This window comes from Flavobacterium cellulosilyticum, assembly GCF_004349355.1.
GTDB lineage: Bacteria > Bacteroidota > Bacteroidia > Flavobacteriales > Flavobacteriaceae > Flavobacterium > Flavobacterium cellulosilyticum.
Window position 1 is genome coordinate 162,353 of record NZ_SMFK01000006.1, and the last position, 18,201, is coordinate 180,553.

Annotated in this window: 20 protein-coding genes; 12 read left to right on the plus strand and 8 right to left on the minus strand. The window is 32.4% G+C overall.

What is annotated here, in order from left to right:
• Nucleotides 1–344 precede the first annotated feature (344 nt).
• The 5 genes from E0F76_RS11355 to ahcY form a co-directional block, all read right to left on the minus strand.
• Nucleotides 345–563 (minus strand): type II toxin-antitoxin system YoeB family toxin, encoded by a 219-nt coding sequence (locus E0F76_RS11355; RefSeq protein WP_220398916.1) that lies wholly within the window; start codon nucleotides 561–563, stop codon nucleotides 345–347.
• Nucleotides 532–696, minus strand: a complete 165-nt coding sequence (locus E0F76_RS19330; protein WP_165932688.1) for a hypothetical protein — start codon at nucleotides 694–696, stop codon at nucleotides 532–534. The genes E0F76_RS11355 and E0F76_RS19330 overlap by 32 nt, the downstream gene beginning before the upstream one ends.
• 210 nt (nucleotides 697–906) lie before the next feature.
• Complete coding sequence (locus tag E0F76_RS11360; RefSeq protein WP_132005803.1) at nucleotides 907–1,320, minus strand: hypothetical protein; 414 nt, start codon at nucleotides 1,318–1,320, stop codon at nucleotides 907–909.
• 217 nt (nucleotides 1,321–1,537) lie between these two features.
• On the minus strand, nucleotides 1,538–1,942 hold the full coding sequence (locus E0F76_RS11365; RefSeq protein WP_132005806.1) for a hypothetical protein: 405 nt from the start codon (nucleotides 1,940–1,942) through the stop codon (nucleotides 1,538–1,540).
• Nucleotides 1,943–2,130: 188 nt separating this feature from the next.
• Nucleotides 2,131–3,447: an adenosylhomocysteinase gene (gene ahcY / locus E0F76_RS11370; RefSeq protein WP_132005809.1), complete on the minus strand. Its 1,317-nt coding sequence runs from the start codon at nucleotides 3,445–3,447 to the stop codon at nucleotides 2,131–2,133.
• Nucleotides 3,448–3,676: 229 nt separating this feature from the next.
• Here ahcY and E0F76_RS11375 point away from each other — a divergent pair, with 229 nt between their 5' ends.
• From E0F76_RS11375 to E0F76_RS11405, 7 genes are all read left to right on the plus strand, one after another.
• Complete coding sequence (locus tag E0F76_RS11375) at nucleotides 3,677–4,333, plus strand: 4'-phosphopantetheinyl transferase family protein (RefSeq protein WP_132005812.1); 657 nt, start codon at nucleotides 3,677–3,679, stop codon at nucleotides 4,331–4,333.
• A 236-nt stretch (nucleotides 4,334–4,569) separates the two neighbouring features.
• Nucleotides 4,570–5,214 (plus strand): hypothetical protein, encoded by a 645-nt coding sequence (locus tag E0F76_RS11380; RefSeq protein WP_132005815.1) that lies wholly within the window; start codon nucleotides 4,570–4,572, stop codon nucleotides 5,212–5,214.
• A gap of 183 nt (nucleotides 5,215–5,397) precedes the next feature.
• Entirely contained in the window at nucleotides 5,398–6,135 is a 738-nt protein-coding gene (locus E0F76_RS11385; protein WP_132005818.1) for a phosphoglycerol geranylgeranyltransferase, read from the plus strand.
• Between the two features lie 14 nt (nucleotides 6,136–6,149).
• Nucleotides 6,150–6,782: a nicotinamide riboside transporter PnuC gene (pnuC, locus tag E0F76_RS11390; RefSeq protein ID WP_132005821.1), complete on the plus strand. Its 633-nt coding sequence runs from the start codon at nucleotides 6,150–6,152 to the stop codon at nucleotides 6,780–6,782.
• Entirely contained in the window at nucleotides 6,734–8,851 is a 2,118-nt protein-coding gene (locus E0F76_RS11395; protein ID WP_132005824.1) for a DUF4301 family protein, read from the plus strand. Before pnuC ends, E0F76_RS11395 begins: the two co-directional genes overlap by 49 nt.
• Before the next feature lie 3 nt (nucleotides 8,852–8,854).
• On the plus strand, nucleotides 8,855–9,256 hold the full coding sequence (arfB, locus tag E0F76_RS11400) for an alternative ribosome rescue aminoacyl-tRNA hydrolase ArfB (RefSeq protein ID WP_132005827.1): 402 nt from the start codon (nucleotides 8,855–8,857) through the stop codon (nucleotides 9,254–9,256).
• Between the two features lie 339 nt (nucleotides 9,257–9,595).
• Entirely contained in the window at nucleotides 9,596–11,791 is a 2,196-nt protein-coding gene (locus E0F76_RS11405; RefSeq protein WP_132005830.1) for a TonB-dependent receptor, read from the plus strand.
• 56 nt (nucleotides 11,792–11,847) lie between these two features.
• Here E0F76_RS11405 and E0F76_RS11410 read toward each other — a convergent pair whose 3' ends face one another.
• Nucleotides 11,848–12,267, minus strand: coding sequence for a Rieske (2Fe-2S) protein (locus E0F76_RS11410; protein WP_132005833.1), 420 nt, complete (start codon nucleotides 12,265–12,267; stop codon nucleotides 11,848–11,850).
• 165 nt (nucleotides 12,268–12,432) lie between these two features.
• On the opposite strand from E0F76_RS11410, the gene greA reads away from it, so the two are divergent.
• The 3 genes from greA (at nucleotide 12,433) to E0F76_RS11425 (ending at nucleotide 14,645) form a co-directional block, all read left to right on the plus strand.
• Nucleotides 12,433–12,909, plus strand: a complete 477-nt coding sequence (greA, locus tag E0F76_RS11415; protein WP_132005836.1) for a transcription elongation factor GreA — start codon at nucleotides 12,433–12,435, stop codon at nucleotides 12,907–12,909.
• A gap of 78 nt (nucleotides 12,910–12,987) precedes the next feature.
• Nucleotides 12,988–13,377 (plus strand): HIT family protein, encoded by a 390-nt coding sequence (locus tag E0F76_RS11420; RefSeq protein ID WP_132005839.1) that lies wholly within the window; start codon nucleotides 12,988–12,990, stop codon nucleotides 13,375–13,377.
• A gap of 95 nt (nucleotides 13,378–13,472) precedes the next feature.
• Nucleotides 13,473–14,645, plus strand: coding sequence for a transglutaminase domain-containing protein (locus E0F76_RS11425; protein ID WP_132005842.1), 1,173 nt, complete (start codon nucleotides 13,473–13,475; stop codon nucleotides 14,643–14,645).
• Here the strand turns inward: E0F76_RS11425 and E0F76_RS11430 are convergent.
• Nucleotides 14,637–15,791 carry a sensor histidine kinase gene (locus tag E0F76_RS11430; protein ID WP_132005845.1) on the minus strand — a complete coding sequence of 385 codons (1,155 nt, stop codon included), beginning with the start codon at nucleotides 15,789–15,791 and terminating at the stop codon, nucleotides 14,637–14,639. The genes E0F76_RS11425 and E0F76_RS11430 overlap by 9 nt on opposite strands.
• Nucleotides 15,792–16,083: 292 nt before the next feature.
• Here E0F76_RS11430 and E0F76_RS11435 point away from each other — a divergent pair, with 292 nt between their 5' ends.
• Both E0F76_RS11435 and E0F76_RS11440 read left to right on the plus strand, forming a co-directional pair.
• Nucleotides 16,084–16,962 (plus strand): flavin reductase family protein, encoded by an 879-nt coding sequence (locus E0F76_RS11435; RefSeq protein WP_132005848.1) that lies wholly within the window; start codon nucleotides 16,084–16,086, stop codon nucleotides 16,960–16,962.
• 35 nt (nucleotides 16,963–16,997) lie between these two features.
• On the plus strand, nucleotides 16,998–17,375 hold the full coding sequence (locus E0F76_RS11440; RefSeq protein ID WP_132005851.1) for a DUF3127 domain-containing protein: 378 nt from the start codon (nucleotides 16,998–17,000) through the stop codon (nucleotides 17,373–17,375).
• A gap of 55 nt (nucleotides 17,376–17,430) precedes the next feature.
• On the opposite strand, the gene E0F76_RS11445 is transcribed toward E0F76_RS11440, so the two are convergent.
• A complete protein-coding gene (locus E0F76_RS11445; RefSeq protein ID WP_132005854.1) occupies nucleotides 17,431–18,168 on the minus strand; it encodes a phosphatase PAP2 family protein in 738 nt (245 codons plus the stop codon).
• Nucleotides 18,169–18,201: the final 33 nt, after the last annotated feature.

Genomic DNA, 18,201 nt, shown 5'->3' on the forward strand with positions numbered 1-18,201 from the left:
ATAGAAATAAAAGGCAGCCTTTTTTCATAATTATTTAAATTTTAAATACTTATGAAGTTAATGAGATGTTTTGGTTTTCTTTTTATATTATTTTAAAATAAATTTATATAATTATTGTAAGATGTAGTCACCAATTTACTTCTTTAAAAAATGTAAAAAACAAGCCATAATAAAATTGATAGTTAAAACTTTTTGGTTAAAAAAGCTCCAGGACTTTTGAAAGTTAGGAGCTTTGATGTTGTATTTCTGAAGTAACTTTAAGATGAAAATTATTTATCATTATAATGCCCTAAGGCTGAAATGATAATTACCACAAATTCGTGGTCGATAATTTCATTTATCAATCACTCTTTTTTGTTAATTCGCCGAGACCAATCATTTTCATCCTTGTATTGCAGTTTCTCAGGTTTGCCAATTCCAATTGTTGGATGCGTTTCTAATTCTAGAAATATTTTCTCAATTTTCGAAATATCCGCTTTCTTTCCAGACTTTTTTATTTTTGATAAATCAGCCAGGCTTCTTTGTTTATCTCTATTGAATATCTGCACATATATTTTTGGCATCTACTTTGATGTAGTTTTCTTCTCTGTAGGCTGATTCCTGAAAGTTTTTATGGTGTTTCTCTAACCTTTCAATGATTTCTGGATTTGTAATCTCATTAGTTTGCTCAATCACCTCCACATCAAACGCTTTCAAAATCTTTTTGATGATGGCAATTTGAGAAATGTCTTTTATGTTTACAGTATGTGTAGTCTTTTTATTAAGTATTCAATTGAAATATAAAGGTATAAAATATTTCAGGTTATTAATAAAAGCTTTGTTGTTAAAAAAACTAGACTTTTGGGAGAATAGGAGTTTTGATGTTTTATATTGTAGGGAAAGCTGAAAGCTTGGAAGAGTTGGAAATTAATCTTTGAATAAGTTTTCGTTTCCGAATTCTACTCCATTCAGCTCTAGTAAATGGGTAATGCCTTTTTTTACTCTATTTGTTTTTTCTAAAGATGTTGTCATTGGTATTTGTATAAAATCTTTGTAGCTGTAATCTTCTTTATGGTCAAAAGGAATATATTTAACTGTACCATCCTTATTTAAAATTCTTAAAACAAAAATTGCGCTATTGTATTCATTAGGTGTAACAGTAATTGAATTTATTGATTTTGGATGAAATAAATAAGTTGAAAGTATACGATTACTAACGTAACAATCAAAAACAATTACTTTAGCATTTGAATCAGGATCTATTTTAGTAGAAACGATATATTTCATAGGCGCAGCCTGATGTGTAAAAGGGTTGTCTGGCATTGGAGTGCAATATGTCACAAACATTGTGTTTAAAAAGTCTATTGTTTCCTTTTCTGTTTGTGCATTACTTTTACTTACAGAGAATTGAAAAAAAAGAAAGCTAAAAATTATCGATTTGATAGTTAAATCTTTCATAGTTTATGATTTGTTTAATTTTAATAAAATTAGTAATTATGCAATATTTTGTTCTGGAAATTGAAGTCAATCTATTAATTATTTATTATGAATAATTAATCTAATTGATCTGTTTTTCTGCAAAATCGACAAAGTAGTCTTCCCCTTTTTTATATCCAAAAAAATATGGAAAGTTATTTTCAATGTATTTAAATTCTTTAGAGAAACTTTCAATATTTATTTCTCTTTCATTAATTTTTTTAAGGATAAGATTAATGAATCTTATAAATTCTTCTATCACTTCTTTGGAAATGCGAAATGTAATTGAGCGCCATTGGTGTTTAATGTTTTCTCGATATTGATATTCTAAAAAAGTATGATTGAAAATAAAGTGTTTATCATATTCAATCATTGAATCATTTTGATGTATTAATTTTTCTTTGTCTAATTTGAAGAGAAATAAATCTTTGTCAATTATTATTGTTTTTGAAATTTCATCAGTAATTATTTTAAATTTAGAAAGCATGTTTTTTTTGTTTATGTAAGTTGTAAAGTTATCTAAACATAATTAACAAAGCAGTATTTGTAGGTATTTTTTTTAAAATATTATTAATTAAGAAACATCTCATTCTTTTTAAGAAAACCAAAAAACCCTCACATCACTGCAAGGGTTCTAAATCTAAAATCATAAATCGCTAATCTAAAATCAGCAATCTAATATCTATAGTATTCTGGTTTGAATGGCCCTTCAACAGGAACTCCAATATAAGCTGCTTGATCGTCACGTAAAACTTCCAATTCAACACCTAATTTAGCCAAATGCAAGAAAGCTACTTTTTCATCCAAATGTTTAGGCAACATGTACACGTCATTGTTGTATGCCGCGCTGTTTTTCCATAATTCGATTTGAGCTAGAGTTTGGTTGGTAAAGGAGTTACTCATTACAAAACTTGGGTGACCTGTAGCACAACCAAGGTTTACCAAACGACCTTCAGCCAAGATCAAAATATCTTTTCCTGCGATAGTATATTTATCCACTTGTGGTTTGATTTCGATTTTTGATGCTCCGTGAGTTTTGTTCAACCAAGCCATATCAATTTCGTTATCAAAATGCCCAATGTTACAAACGATAACTTTATCTTTCATTTGCTCAAAGTCAGAACCTAGGATAATATCTTTGTTTCCAGTAGTGGTGATGATGATATCAGCATTCCCAACTACAGTACTTAATTTTTTTACTTCATAACCGTCCATTGCAGCTTGTAATGCACAAATTGGATCGATTTCAGTAACTGTAACGATAGAACCAGCACCTCTAAATGAAGCAGCAGTTCCTTTTCCTACGTCACCGTATCCACAAACAACAACTCTTTTTCCAGCCAACATAATATCTGTAGCACGACGAACTGCATCAACTGCTGATTCTTTACAACCGTATTTGTTGTCAAATTTCGATTTAGTAACCGAATCATTCACGTTGATAGCCGGCATTGGCAAAGTTCCTGCTTTTACTCTTTCGTACAATCTGTGAACACCAGTAGTCGTTTCTTCTGACAATCCTTTGATTCCAGGAACCAATTCAGGGAAACGGTCAATAACCATATTGGTCAAATCTCCACCATCATCAAGAATCATGTTCAATGGTTTTCTATCTTCACCAAAGAACAATGTTTGCTCAATACACCAGTCAAAATCTGGTTCGTTCAAGCCTTTCCAAGCATACACCTGAATTCCTGCAGCAGCAATTGCAGCAGCAGCTTGATCTTGAGTTGAAAAAATATTACAAGATGACCAAGTTACTTCGGCACCTAGAGCAATAAGAGTTTCAATTAAAACCGCAGTTTGAATTGTCATGTGCAAACATCCTGCAATACGAGCACCAGCAAGAGGTTGTTCGTCTTTGTATTCAGCACGAAGTGCCATTAAACCTGGCATTTCAGCTTCTGCTAATTCAATTTCTTTTCTTCCCCAAGCCGCTAGAGAAATGTCTTTTACTTTGAAAGCCACATAAGGCATAGTCGATGTACTCATTTATAGTATATTTGTAATTATAAATTTTTTGCAAAATTACGTAATAAGTTATGATTTAAAAAGGAATCGTAAATATTTATGAATTGTTTAATAGTCTAATCTTTTGAATCTTAACGAAATAATTTATTAATTTGAAGCTATTTCCCGCTATTCGCTATATCTTTATGTTCTTAAAGGAAGAACATAAAGGATACCACTTCTATCGGGGCTACAAAATCACGACATTAAAATGCCACTTTACAAAACCATAAACTTCAATTCGACAACACAAATCCTAGTTTGGAAAATAACCGAATCCTTAGAGGACCTATTGAGTAAGGTCGTATTAAAAGAAACAACACAACTTCGACTTAACGGAATGAAGTCTGAGTTGCACCAACGTGGATTTCTAAGTGTTCGAATGTTATTGCAAGAAGCTGGTTTCAATGATTTTGACCTGCATTATGACGCATTCGGAAAACCATATCTGAATCCAAATGAACGTCATACTGAGCCTGTCGAAGTGTCAATTACGCATTCGCACAATTTTTCGGTCATCATTATTTCTGAGGATGCTGCAGGAATCGACATCGAATTGCAACGAGAAAAAATCATGCGCATCGCCGATAAATTTGTAAACGAAAAGGAACTAAGTCGATTGAGATGTTTTGACACCAATGATTACATTCGAAAACTAACTGTAAAATGGGGCGTTAAAGAATCCATTTTTAAAATAAGAAACGAAAGCGGCATCAGTTTCAAAAATCATATTCAGGTAAACACATTCGAACTCAAAGACACCAAAACCACAGCCCTACTCGATTTCGAAAACACAAAACAAGAATTCAATGTATATTTCGAGGAATTTGAAAATTTTACTTTAGTATATGCTTTTGAGAAGATTTGACAACTTTTAGAAAGTTGTCAAATCTATATTCAGGTATCACAGGTATCAAGAATTAAAAAACAAGTATTACAATTTATGTATTGCAAATGATCTGAGAAGATTTGACAATTTTCAAAAAGTTGTCGAATCTATATTCAGGAGTCATATTACTCATAAACAAAAAAACATATGCACTAGAAAAGATTTGACAACTTTCTAAAAGTTGTCAAATCAAAAAAATTTAAAAAACTACAGAAATGGCAAAAAAAGAACATTATTACACCCGATTTGAAAACGACGGAATCTATCACGTTTATAACAGATCTGTAGACAGAAAAATAATGTTCACTTCGGATAGAAATTATGAATTTTTCATTCGACAATTTGACAAATACTTATCCAATTACATTACCATTTACGCATATTGCCTGTTAGGAAATCATTTTCATTTCATGATAAAAGTGAATAATTTGATAGATTTGATAACTTTTCGAAAGTTGTCAAATCTAGAACAATCAAACCAACAAAAAACTACACACGATATTATAAGTCATCAATTTAAAAAGTTTTTTCAAAGTTATGCAATGGCATTCAACAAAGAACAAAACAGGATAGGGACACTTTTCCAAACCCCTTTTAAACGTGTTAGAGTAGAAGACGAAAACTATTTAAGAGAATTAATCTGTTACATAAATACCAATGCACAAAAACACAATCTAGTAAAAGATTTTAAAGATTGGAAATGGTCCTCTTATCATAATTTAATCTCAAATAAAGGCACTAAATTGCAAAAAGATGAAGTGATTCAATATTTTGATGACATTGATAATTTTAAATATTGTCATTTCGAATACGCACGTAATATTGATTCCGGTGAAAGAGATTTTTTCATAGAAGATTAAAAAAATAAAGATTTGTTAGATTTGACAACTTTTTAAAAGTTGTCAAATCTTTCAAACATATTTAATTACAAAAATTTTCAACAAAAGCCTCCTATCAAAAACCATAATCAACAAGCTTTAGGCTAAATTTGAAAAGATTTGACAACTTTTAAAAAGTTGTCAAATCTAACACACATATAATAAATGACAAACATTTACAACAACATACTTCAATCAAAAGCTAAAAAGGAGAAATTATTGGCCATTCTCCTTGATCCAGACAAAATCGACTTGAAAAATTTAGCTGTTTTAGTTGAAAAAATAAACCATTCACCAGCAACACATATTTTCATTGGCGGAAGCCTTGTCGAAACTGATATTCTTGACGATTTGATCATAAAAATAAAACAAAATTGCTCTTTACCAATAATACTTTTCCCTGGTAATCCGTCTCAAATTTCGAATAAAGCCGATGGCATTTTGTTCCTGACATTAATCTCTGGGAGAAATCCTGATTTTTTAATTGAACATCAAGTAAAAGCGGCTCCAATATTAAAACAAACCCATCTCGAAATCATCTCCACAGGTTATATACTTATCGAAAGCGGTACAGAAACGGCAGTAGAAAGGGTTAGTAAAACAATCCCATTGGACAGAAACAATCCCGATTTGGTTATTGCAACAGCCCAAGCAGGCGAAATGTTGGGCAACAAGCTTATTTATCTCGAAGCAGGAAGTGGTGCCAATCAGACCGTTCCAACAGAAATGATACAATTAGTTGCTCTAAATATCGGAATTCCAATTATTGTTGGCGGCGGAATTGTAGATTTGCAAGGTATTCAGAAAGCATACATAGCAGGTGCTGATATGGTAGTTATTGGCACTGCATTTGAAAAGAATCTTAATTTTTTTTTAAATCTGAAATCAAATATCGTTAATTAACAATTAAAAATCCAATGATCGATTTTTTCATCAATGCCTATAAAAATGTTTCTACTTTTCATATTGTGCTAGAATTCATTGCTTTTGTATTCGGAATTTTGAGTGTGTGGTATGCCAAAAAAGAAAATATTTGGGTTTATCCTACAGGTTTAGTTGCCACTATAATTACTACTTATTTACTTTATATTGCGGGCTATCTTGGTGACATGATGATTAACGGTTATTTTACCATAATGAGCATTTATGGTTGGTACTATTGGTCTAAAAAAGGCCCTGAAAAAGATGGCTTGAAAATTACTAGAACAAATAGTAATGAAAAAATAATAGGAATTGCATTGTTTTTTGTTACAATATTTGTAGTTTTCGGTATATATACTTTTTTTGATTATGAAATCAAATATGACAATTATATAGATATTTTTGCCTCGGGCATATTCTTTACAGGAATGTGGTATATGGCTAAGAAAAAAATAGAAAATTGGACACTTTGGATTCTGGGAGACTTGATTGTCACCCCATTATACGCCTATAGAGGATTAGGAATGTTGTCCTTACAATATTTAATTTTTACAATTTTAGCAATTACAGCCTATTTAGAATGGAAGAAAACCTTAGACAACTCCCCAACACAGGAAGTCCAAAAATAATCAAAATTGCTCTTTTTGGTCCGGAATCTACCGGCAAAACTACTTTAGCAATTCAACTTGCCGACCATTTTAAAACGGCTTGGGTTCCCGAATATGCGCGTAATTATCTTCAAGAAAAGTGGAATAAAACGGGTCAAATTTGCGACGTTAACGACATGCTTCCCATCGCTTATGGTCAAACAAAATTAGAAAACGACAGTCTTGCTAAAGCTAATAAATTCCTTTTTTGCGACACCAATCTATTGGTTACAAAAGTGTTTTCGGAAGTATACTACAACTATTGCGATCCTATATTAGACCAAGCAGCTCGTGAACATGAATATGATTTGTATTTTTTAACCGATATCGACGTGCCATGGGAAAAGGACGATTTGAGAGACAAACCCGAAGGTAGAGACACTGTTTTTGCAGTTTTCAAACAGACTTTAATTGATAATAACAAACCCTTTATTATTCTATCTGGAAACAAAGATTTACGCTTAAACAAAGCAATTACAATTATTAATGAATTAGAAAAAGCTAAACTTATGGAATTCTCATCACTTGATTTTGCACAAATAAACGAACACAACATCTCGGTAGAAACCATTGAGACACAATTGAATTATTTCAAAAACGGTATTGCTAAAGCTGATTTAGTTGAAGCAGCTACAACTCAAAAAGGAATTGTTAAATTATCCGAAGTCGAATCACAACAAAAAGCAGCTTTTTACGACAACAACAAATCAAATTACAAGTTAAAAAAATTCGTCCCAGCTTCTGGAGCTGCCAGCAGAATGTTTAAATTCTTGAATGAATTTTTGAATGATTTTAAATTCGAAAAGGAAAGCATAAATGAATATATAATCCGAAAAAAGAACAATGAACTTTCTGATTTTATTTCAGGTCTTGAAAAGCTTCCGTTTTTTGAAGAAATACATGCGAAATTAAAAGAAATCCACCCTGATTTTGACACTTTAGAAAGTGATGCGAAAAATTACCATTTTATAAAAACAATGTTGGCATCAGAGCACTTTAATTATGCTAACAAACCAAAAGGCATCCTTCCTTTTCACAAATATCCATCACACATTGCCACTCCAATTGAAGAACATCTCAACGAATGTGCGATATATTCTAGCACAAAAGAAAAGTCACAATTGCATTTTACCTGTTCTGAAACCCATCAAAACGAATTTGAAAATATAATAAATACCACCAAAAGCAAAGTCGAAAAGGCGACAGAAACCGAAATAAACATCAGTTTTTCGTACCAAAACAAAAACACAGATACCATTGCAGTAGATTTAGACAACAAGCCTTTTAGAGACGAAAACGGAAAATTAGTTTTTAGACCTGGCGGACATGGCGCTTTAATTGCCAATTTAAAGGATCTTGAATCGGATATTATCTTTATAAAAAACATTGACAACGTTATTCAAAACAACAAAGAAACAACCACATTATACAAAAAAGCATTAGCAGGAATTCTGATAGAATTGCAACAAAAAACTTTTGGCTATTTGAATGCTATCGAAAACAAAAAAGAAGTTAATCTTGAAGAAATTATTGCTTTCGCTAATGCTAATTTGAACATAAAAACACCCGAAGATTTTGCTAATTACACTTTAGAAAACAAAATAAATTTCATCAAAAACACCCTAAATCGCCCAATTCGAGTTTGCGGAATGGTGAAAAATGACGGTGACTCTGGAGGTGGTCCATTTTGGGTTCGAGATACCAATGGCACTATTTCGTTACAAATTGTAGAAACTTCTCAAGTCGATTTAAAAAACCCAGCTCAAGCTGAGATTTTAAAATCTGCTACGCATTTCAACCCTGTAGATTTGATTTGTGGCATCCGAAATTATAAAAACGAAAAATTCGATTTAACTCAATTTATTGACCATGAAAGTGGTTTTATAGTAGAAAAAAATCAGAACGGAAAACCATTAAAAGCATATGAATTACCGGGATTATGGAACGGAGCCATGTCTAAATGGATTACTTTATTTATCGAAGTGCCTCTTATCACGTTCAATCCAGTAAAAACGGTTAATGATTTACTAAAACCAGCGCACCAACTCTAAATTTTGGAAACAGAAAAAATCATATCGGAATTACAGTACAAAGCCGTTCGAAGCAGTGGCGCTGGAGGTCAAAACGTAAACAAAGTCTCGTCGAAAGTGGTTTTGTCTTTTGATTTGAAAAACTCACAAGCTTTGACCGAAGAAGAAAAATTGCGTCTAGAAGTTAAACTATCTTCAAGATTAACATCCGATTTAGTTTTAATTTTAAACTGTGACGAAGACCGAAGTCAGCTTAAAAACAAATCAATTGTTACAAAACGGTTTCTAGACATTATCGCAACTGGACTTTTGATTCCAAAAATTAGAAAAGCCACAAAAATTCCAAAATCTGCAATTCGAAAACGTATTAAGAATAAAAAGAACATTTCTGAAATAAAAAAATCCCGTCGAAAACCGGACCATTAGTGTTAAGATAATAGTACAAAGCATTAAGACAAAGTGATACTAAAATATTGATGCAATGAGAATTAGGGAGATATTTAAGAAAGATTTAGACGTAAGACAGAATTAAATTTCTAATATTCTTAATACTTAATTCTATTATCTTAATACTTTTTATATATTTGCCCCGTCTCAAAGGGGTGCTCTAAATAACGAGCTGAGATTATACCCAACGAACCTGGACGAGTAATGTTGTCAAGGGAAATAGATTTAAGAAGAACACTGTTATTCTTAAAATCTGAATCAATCATTTTTAATTTAACAAAAGAATAATTCCCCCTTTTATTCGTAAATCATTTACGGATGAACCATTTATTTTTAAAAGAAAGCCAAAAGCCAAAAGCCAAAAGCCAAATCTCAAACAAGCGAAGTAAAGTCAAAAACCAATTCATCACTTTTTCTTTCTCTATTGCCTTATGCCTTGTTGCTAATGCCTCATTTTCACAAGAAAAACCAAAAGACTCAACAAAAGTCAATCAACTTGACGAAGTATTAGTTTCAGCTATTCGTGCCACAACAAAAACTCCTGTTTCGTTTAGTAATCTCGACAAAAAAGACATTAAATATAGAAATTTAGGTCAAGACATCCCTATTTTAATGAACTTCCTACCTTCGGTTGTTACCACCTCCGATGCTGGAAATGGCGTGGGTTATACCGGAATTCGTGTTCGTGGTAGTGATGCTACACGTGTCAATATTACTATCAACGGAATCCCCTACAACGATTCTGAAAGTCATGGAACCTATTGGGTAAATATGCCCGATTTTGCTTCTTCTATAGAGAGTTTGCAATTGCAACGCGGCGTAGGAACTTCGACAAATGGAGCTGGAGCTTTTGGAGCTAGTTTGAATATGTTAACTGACAATTATTCGAAGGAAAGCAAGGCAGAAATTTCAAGTTCTATTGGAAGTTTTAACACCTTTAAAAACACCGTCAAATTTAGCACTGGTTTAATGAATGACCATTTTGAAATTGCGGGTCGTTTATCCGCTTTAAAATCGGATGGTTATATAGACAGAGCTAGTTCTGATTTGAAATCTTATTTTCTTCAAGGAACTTACATTGGCAAAACTACTTTAATCAAAGCCTTGGTTTTTGGAGGAAAAGAAAAAACGTATCAATCTTGGAATGGTACCGATGCGGAAACTTTAGCTTCTGACAGAACATTTAATTCTGCTGGAATGTATACTGACGAAAATAATCAAACACGTTACTATGATAATGAAACCGATAATTACCAACAAGACCATTTTCAATTGCATTGGAACGAAAAAGTATCAAGCAACTGGAGCACGAACTTGGCCGTTCATTATACCAAAGGAAAAGGCTATTATGAAAATTATAAAGAAGATGCAAAATTCTCTAGCTATAATTTAACTCCAATTGTAATTGGCATCACAACCATCAATAGAACCGATTTAGTTCGTCAAAAATGGTTGGACAATAATTTCTACGGAACCACTTTTTCTGCTATATACGATAAAGAAAATTTAAATGTGATTTTTGGTGGTGGATGGAATAAATACGAAGGAGCCCATTTTGGGAAAGTAATCTGGGCAAGATATGCGTCTCAAAGTGAATTGGGCGACCATTACTACGATGACGCTGCTATAAAAACGGATGGGAATGTTTTTGCGAAAGCCAATTATCAAATTAGTGATAAAATCAGTTTGTATGGAGATTTACAACTTAGAAATGTGAGTTACAAAGCAGATAGTTATGAAACAGGATTGGTAAACGACAACTTTAATTTTTTCAATCCAAAAGCAGGATTAAACTATACCTTAGATTCTAAAAGTGTTTTATACCTTTCGTATGCCAGAGCCAATCGTGAACCTAACAGAACCGATTATGAAACTGGAAATGCCAAACCAGAAAAACTAAACGATTTCGAAATGGGTTGGAGATTTGATACTGATAAAGTAAAAATCAATTCTAATGTTTATTATATGGCCTACAAAGACCAATTGATTTTGACTGGCAAATTAGACGATGTTGGAAGTCCAATTCGTTCTAACAGCGAAAAAAGTTATCGTTTAGGATTAGAAGTTGATGCTACAATTGCTATATCTGACAAATTTTACATCAAACCCAACTTTACTTTAAGCAGCAATAAAAATGTTGATTTGGCCGTTGACGGTGAAAATTACGGAACAACCACTATTGCTTATTCGCCATCGATAATTGCAGGAAACATTTTCGTTTTTAAACCCATTGAAAGTCTACAAATTTCACTTTTACAAAAATTTGTTGGCGAGCAATACATGAACAACATCGAATTAAAAGATGCTAAACTGGCAGACTATTTTGTAAATGATTTGAATATTGGTTACGAAATTAAACCAAAATCAGTTTTCAAATCAATTGTGTTTTCAGGATTAGTAAACAATATACTTGACAAAAAATACATTTCAAACGGATACATGTGGGATGTATATCCCTATTATTATCCACAAGCTGGAATTAATTTCTTAGTAGGTATTAACCTAAAATTCTAAGTAAAAAATTATTTAAAAAATAGCGCCTGAAATAATTAATTTCAGGCGCTATTTTTTTAGTTAAATATTCTTAATATATTCCCGTTAACTTCAACTCGGTATTGCTTCATAGGATATTCTTTTCCAGCACTTAAACCGGTAAACAAACTATATTCTGCATTATCACAAGCACAAAGTGCATTGATACCTTTTAGGGTCATTGTAGAACAATCACTCAAAGCTTGATTAGGGCAAGCCGCATCAAAAGCATTATATCCGCTACCCGTATTGAAAATATAAATTCCTCTGCCCGCCCCTTGATTAGCATAGTAAACCGCATTACTAGCATACAAAAGTTTAGAATACGAAGGCAAACTCATATTTATTGTAAAAGAAAAGGAATAGCTAGGTATATATGGATTTTTGTTGTTGAAATTATTGGTAGTACAGCCAAAAAAAAGAGGCAACACCATCAAAAAGAAAAAATATTTTTTCATTATTCAAATATTGTTAAAGAATTATAGAAACAAATTTAATTTAATTAACTTTGAAATGTATATGTTTGTGATATATTTATAAGTAAAAATAAAATTAATAGTATCTTTGTGGAAAGAAATCCCGTCCTGATGGGATTTTTTCTATTTTATATAAACGATGAAGTTATGAGCCAAGTATCTTATTACACCGCAGAAGGATTAAAAAAATTAAGAGAAGAATTAGATTATTTAAAAAGTGTGATGCGTCCAAAAGCATCCGCAGATATAGCTGAAGCACGAGACAAAGGCGACTTGTCTGAGAATGCCGAATACGATGCTGCCAAAGAAGCACAAGGTATGTTGGAGATGCGAATTGCAAAATTAGAAGCAGTACATTCTAATGCTAGATTGATTGACGAAACCACTTTAGACCTTACTAAAGCATTGGTTTTGTCGAATGTAAAAATTAAGAATCAAGCCAATGGAATGGAAATGAAATACACGCTTGTTGCCGAAAGTGAAGCCGATTTGAAGACCGGAAAAATATCAGTTACTTCACCTATTGGTAGAGGTTTGTTAGGAAAATCAGTTGGAGAAATTGCTGAAATCACGGTTCCAAATGGCATCTTAAAATTTGAAATTTTAGAGATTTCTAGAGACTAATGAAGGTTAACTGCTTAATCGTATAACTGTTTAAACGATTAAGCAACTAACCAGTTAAACGATTAACCCCTTTCTACTATGTCAAGTATTTTTACCAAAATAATAAATGGAGAAATCCCTTGCTACAAAATAGCCGAGGACGATAATTTCTTTGCATTTTTAGACATCAATCCTAATACAAAAGGACATACTTTATGTGTGCCAAAAAAGGAAGTGGACAAACTTTTTGACCTTGACGATGAATTGTATTTGGGATTAATGCAATTTTCTAAAAAGATTGCTGCTGCCATCAAAAAAACGGTTCCCTGTGACAGAATCGGCATGACTATAATTGGTCTCGAAGTGCCACATGCTCACGTACATTTGATTCCCTTAAACACTATGGACGATATGCGTTTCCATAAAAAAGTTGCAATGTCAACAGCTGAATTTGAAGCTTTGGCCGAAAGTATTAAAGCCAATTTATAATTATATTTTTAAATAAAACAAATTGGAATGATTTTCGTTAAAAAAGGGAATAGGCAAAAACCTATTCCCTTTTAATTTGTAATCAAAACTGTAATATGAAAAACATTTATTTACTACTTTTATTCTTTATCTCCACACTAAGTTTTGGACAGTTAAATACTAACTACGCTATTGTAGATGCAAAAATGATTGCGATTCCTTCCAATGCTTCAGCTTCTACAGAGACAATTGCTAATTATATTAACACCTATTTCAAAACAGAAAACGATAAAATTCGTGCCGCCTTTTTTTGGACTGCATCAAATATAAGTTATGATGTTAAAAATATGTTCGCCCAAAACTCAGATGAAACTTCACAAGAAAAAATAACAACTACTTTAAAACTTAGAAAAGGGGTTTGTATCCATTATGCCGAAGTTTTCAATGACATCGCTAATAAAATTGGCATTCAATCCCACATTATAGTTGGTTATACCCAACAAAACCGGATAATATCCACTCTATCCCACGCTTGGTGTGCCGCTAAAATTGATAGCAAATGGTATGTTTTTGATCCCACTTGGGGTGCTGGATTTGTCAAAAACGGAATATTTGTCAAAAAACTAAACAATTATTATTTCAAAACAGAACCAGAAAAAAGTATTGCTTCGCATATTCCTTTTGATTATTTATGGCAATTTTTAAATTATCCTATTACTAATCAAGAGTTTTATGATGGGAAAATCCAAATTAATAAATCGAAGCCGTTTTTTAACTTCGAAAAAGAAATAGAGAAAACCCTTTCCTTATCAGAAAGTGATAAAATATGGGAATCGAGAAAAAGAATTGAGAAAAACGGTGTCAAAAACCAATTGATACAAGAATATCTAAACAGCAGAAAGAAGGAACAAGAAGTGGTAAATCACAATTTAAATGTCGAAAAAATAAATACAATCACCGATGAATATAATCAAGCAATTGCTTTGTTTAATGATTTTATTTATTATAAAAACAATAAATTCAAACCCATTTTAGCAGATTATGAAATCAATAAAATGATTCAAAATCCAAAAGACAATTTGGTTAATTGCCAAAATAATTTAGATAATTTAGCTGCAGTAGGTAGTGGAAATAGCGCTAATTTGGCTTCATTAAGAAAATCTATTTATGATGCCTTGACTCAAGTTGAAAAACAAGAATTATTTGTAAAAGACTATTTAAGCAAATCTAAAATAGCCAGAAAATCAATGTTTTCTAAAGTCACTTGGTTTGGAATTCCTTTAAATTAATTCCGTTACTTTAAAACTTACTTGCATTGTAGTTCCTTTTCCAATCTCGGATTGCAACACTTTTATAGTTCCTTTATGGTATTCTTCTACAATTCTTTTAGTTAAAGACAAACCCAAGCCCCAACCCCTTTTTTTGGTAGTGAATCCAGGTTCAAACACACTATTGAATTGACTTTTAGGTATTCCATTTCCAGTATCCGAAACATTTATCTTTACTAATCCTCCTTCATGTAATACTTCAAGATTCAGTTTCCCTTTCCCTTTCATCGCATCAATGGCATTTTTTACTAGGTTTTCTATCGTCCAGCTATGCAAAGTTGGATTTAACAATACAATAACTGGAGCTTCCGGTCCTGTAAAGGTAAATTCTACTTGTTTAGAAAAACGCGATTGCAAATAATGATAGGATATCCGAGTTTCCTCAATAATATCTTTATTTTCTAATATAGGCTCAGAACCAATTTTAGAAAAACGTTCGGTAATGGTTTGCAAGCGATCTATATCTCTTTCCATTTCCATAATGGTCGTTTTATCAACCTCTTCCGTCTTCAAAATTTCAACCCAACCTATCAAAGAAGAAAGAGGTGTCCCTATTTGATGGGCCGTTTCCTTTGCCATTCCTGCCCAAAGTTTATTTTGAGTTGCCATTTTAGTGCTTTTATAAAAATTATACACAAGACCTGCAAAGAGCACAATGATAAGCAGTAAAGCGATGGGATAATATTTTAATTTATTCAATAAGGCCGAATCCCCATAATACAGTTTTTGAAACTTTCCAGGTACATATTCGATAACAATTGGATCATTTTCTCTTTTTAATCCCTTTAAAAAAGAAACAGCTTTTTTGTAGTTAGCTACAATTTCCTCATCAATATTAACCGTGTTAATTATAGAGTCATTCTCGGTAAGAATAATTGGAATCGATGTATTGTTTTTGAAGATTTCCAACGGAAGTTCTAAATCCGTATTTTCACCTGCATTGATAAGAGTTTTTTGAGCATTAGCCCACAAATTCATTTTCAAACGTTCTTCTTGTTTGAAAATTTGGAAAAAAGTGTAAGTGTTCCAGAGAATTAATGAAACTATAAAAAAAGATACAAAAATGATAATCCATCGAGTGGTATTTCTACTTTCAGAAAACTGCATAAATTGAAATTTGTGGCATAAATATAACGAAATTATGTACGTAAGATTGTATTTATACTTCGAGATTTTTCAAATTGTTTTTTTTGGAGCTTTGTCCTGCTGTCCGCTGCTATCTATACTACCCTAACGGGTTAGTAGAGGATTTCCACTTCAAACGAAGTTCACTGAACTCCAATTAAAACAAAAACAAAGTGAAGTTATCATGACTACTCCATTTTGAAGCCTCACTTTTTTTGCCAATTAACAGCATAAGTTCTATCCTATTCCTTATTTTTGTTTAAATCGAATTCACATGATTAGTATTGAACCTAAGGATCTTACTCCTGCTAAATTACAAAGCTATTTACAAGGCGCCATTGCACCGAGACCTATTGCTTTTGCTAGTACAATAAGTAAACGAGGAAAAGCGAATTTAGCTCCATTTAGCTTTTTTAATGTCTTTAGTGCCAATCCACCCATACTTGTTTTTTCTCCTTTACGAAGAGGCAGAGACAACACCGAAAAGCACACTTTAATCAACTGTGAAGCCACTAGAGAAGTCGTCATAAATGTTGTTAATTTTGAAATTGTTCAACAAATGTCCTTGTCCAGTGCGGAATATCCTGAAGGAATAAATGAATTTCTAAAATCTGGACTGACACCAATACCATCAGATTGTGTAAAACCTTATCGCGTTTCCGAATCTCCAGTTCAATTTGAATGCGTAGTCAACGAAATAATTGCCTTAGGAAAAGAAGGTGGAGCAGGAAATTTAATTATTTGTGAGGTGGTCAAAATTCACATCAACGATAGCATTCTCGACGAAAAAGGAGCAATTGATCCCGAAAAAATCGACCTTGTTGCTCGAATGGGAGCCAATTGGTATTCAAGGGCAAAAATGGGCTTGTTTGAAGTTGAAAAACCAATACACACTTTGGGAATAGGAGTAGATGCTATTCCAGATTTTGTAAAACAAAGTCCTGTATTTAAAGGTAATGATTTAGGCAAATTAGGAAACATCAATTGTTTGCCTACTAATGAAGAAATTGATATATTTGTAAACCAAAATTTTGTGATAAAGGGAGTTTTAAGTTCTGATGATGTGCTAACAATTCACCAAAAAGCAAAGGAATATCTGGATAATTCAGACACTATTTCAGCTTGGAAACTGCTTCTTGCCAAAGGAATCTAAACAAAAATAAGAACAATAAATATAAATAAATTAAGATGGAAGTTACAGGAAAAATCAAAATGATCGATCAAACTAAAGAAGTTGGATCTGCAGGTTTCAAAAAAAGAGATGTTGTTGTTACAACTGATGAGCAATATCCACAAAGTATATTAGTACAATTTGTTCAAGACAAATGTGATTTATTAAATAGTTTCCAAGTTGGAGATGCCGTAAAAATCGACATTAATTTAAGAGGAAGAGAATGGATCAATCCACAAGGAGAAGCCGTTTATTTCAATACAATCCAAGGATGGAGAATTGGAAAAGCAGAATCAGCAGTGCCAGCAGGTCAAGCTCCTCCAGCTCCAGCAGCAGCAGCTTTTCCACCAGCAACAAGTTTAAACGAAGACGAACCAGACGATTTGCCTTTCTAAAAATAACTCAAAAAAATGCCTTGAAAATTTTCAAGGCATTTTTTTTGCTTCTTAGCTAATTAAATTGAATTAGTGCCCCCAACCCTATTTGACTGCCTATTTGAGGAAAAACATAAGCTGTCGATTTTCTATTTTTTCCAAATGTCACCGACTTAAACGGATTCCAATAGGAAACTATAAGTCCAGAAACCACTCCTATTCCCGCTCCTGCAAGCACATCCGAAGTATAATGTTTGTTATTAGCAACACGTAACGCTGCAGTGGCAGTGGCAAACAAAAAACCACTACTGGCATACCATATATTTGAATCTTTAAATTCATAATACAAAAGTGCCGCATTTGTAAAAGCAATAGTAGTATGACCAGAAGGGAAACTCAAATTATCTGACAAATCAGGTCTTTCTTCGCCAACAGCGTGTTTTATAATTTCGGTTGCAGCAACCGCAATCGCATTTGCAATAACGATATTGATGGTTTGATGTTGAAAATCATTTTTTGGTTGGAACCCCAAAGATTTTCCTAAATATATTTGGGCAGCAGGAACAAAGAGAAGATAATTATCTGCGGAAGTATGAAAATCATTACCGAAAAAATTCCGAGCGTTTACTTGTAACTCTTTATTGAGGTTTGTGTTTAAAATTAAGGTTCCCACAGTAATCAGTGCAGCCGGTGCAATGAATTGTTTACAGGTAATTTTGTTCCGATTTATTGTAGCAGTAATGGTGTCATGAGATTGTGCATTACCTATAAAAACGAATACGGAAAATAATAAAGTTAAAAGTTGGGTTCTCATTAGACTTTTATAAAATTTTAGATTTGAATTATA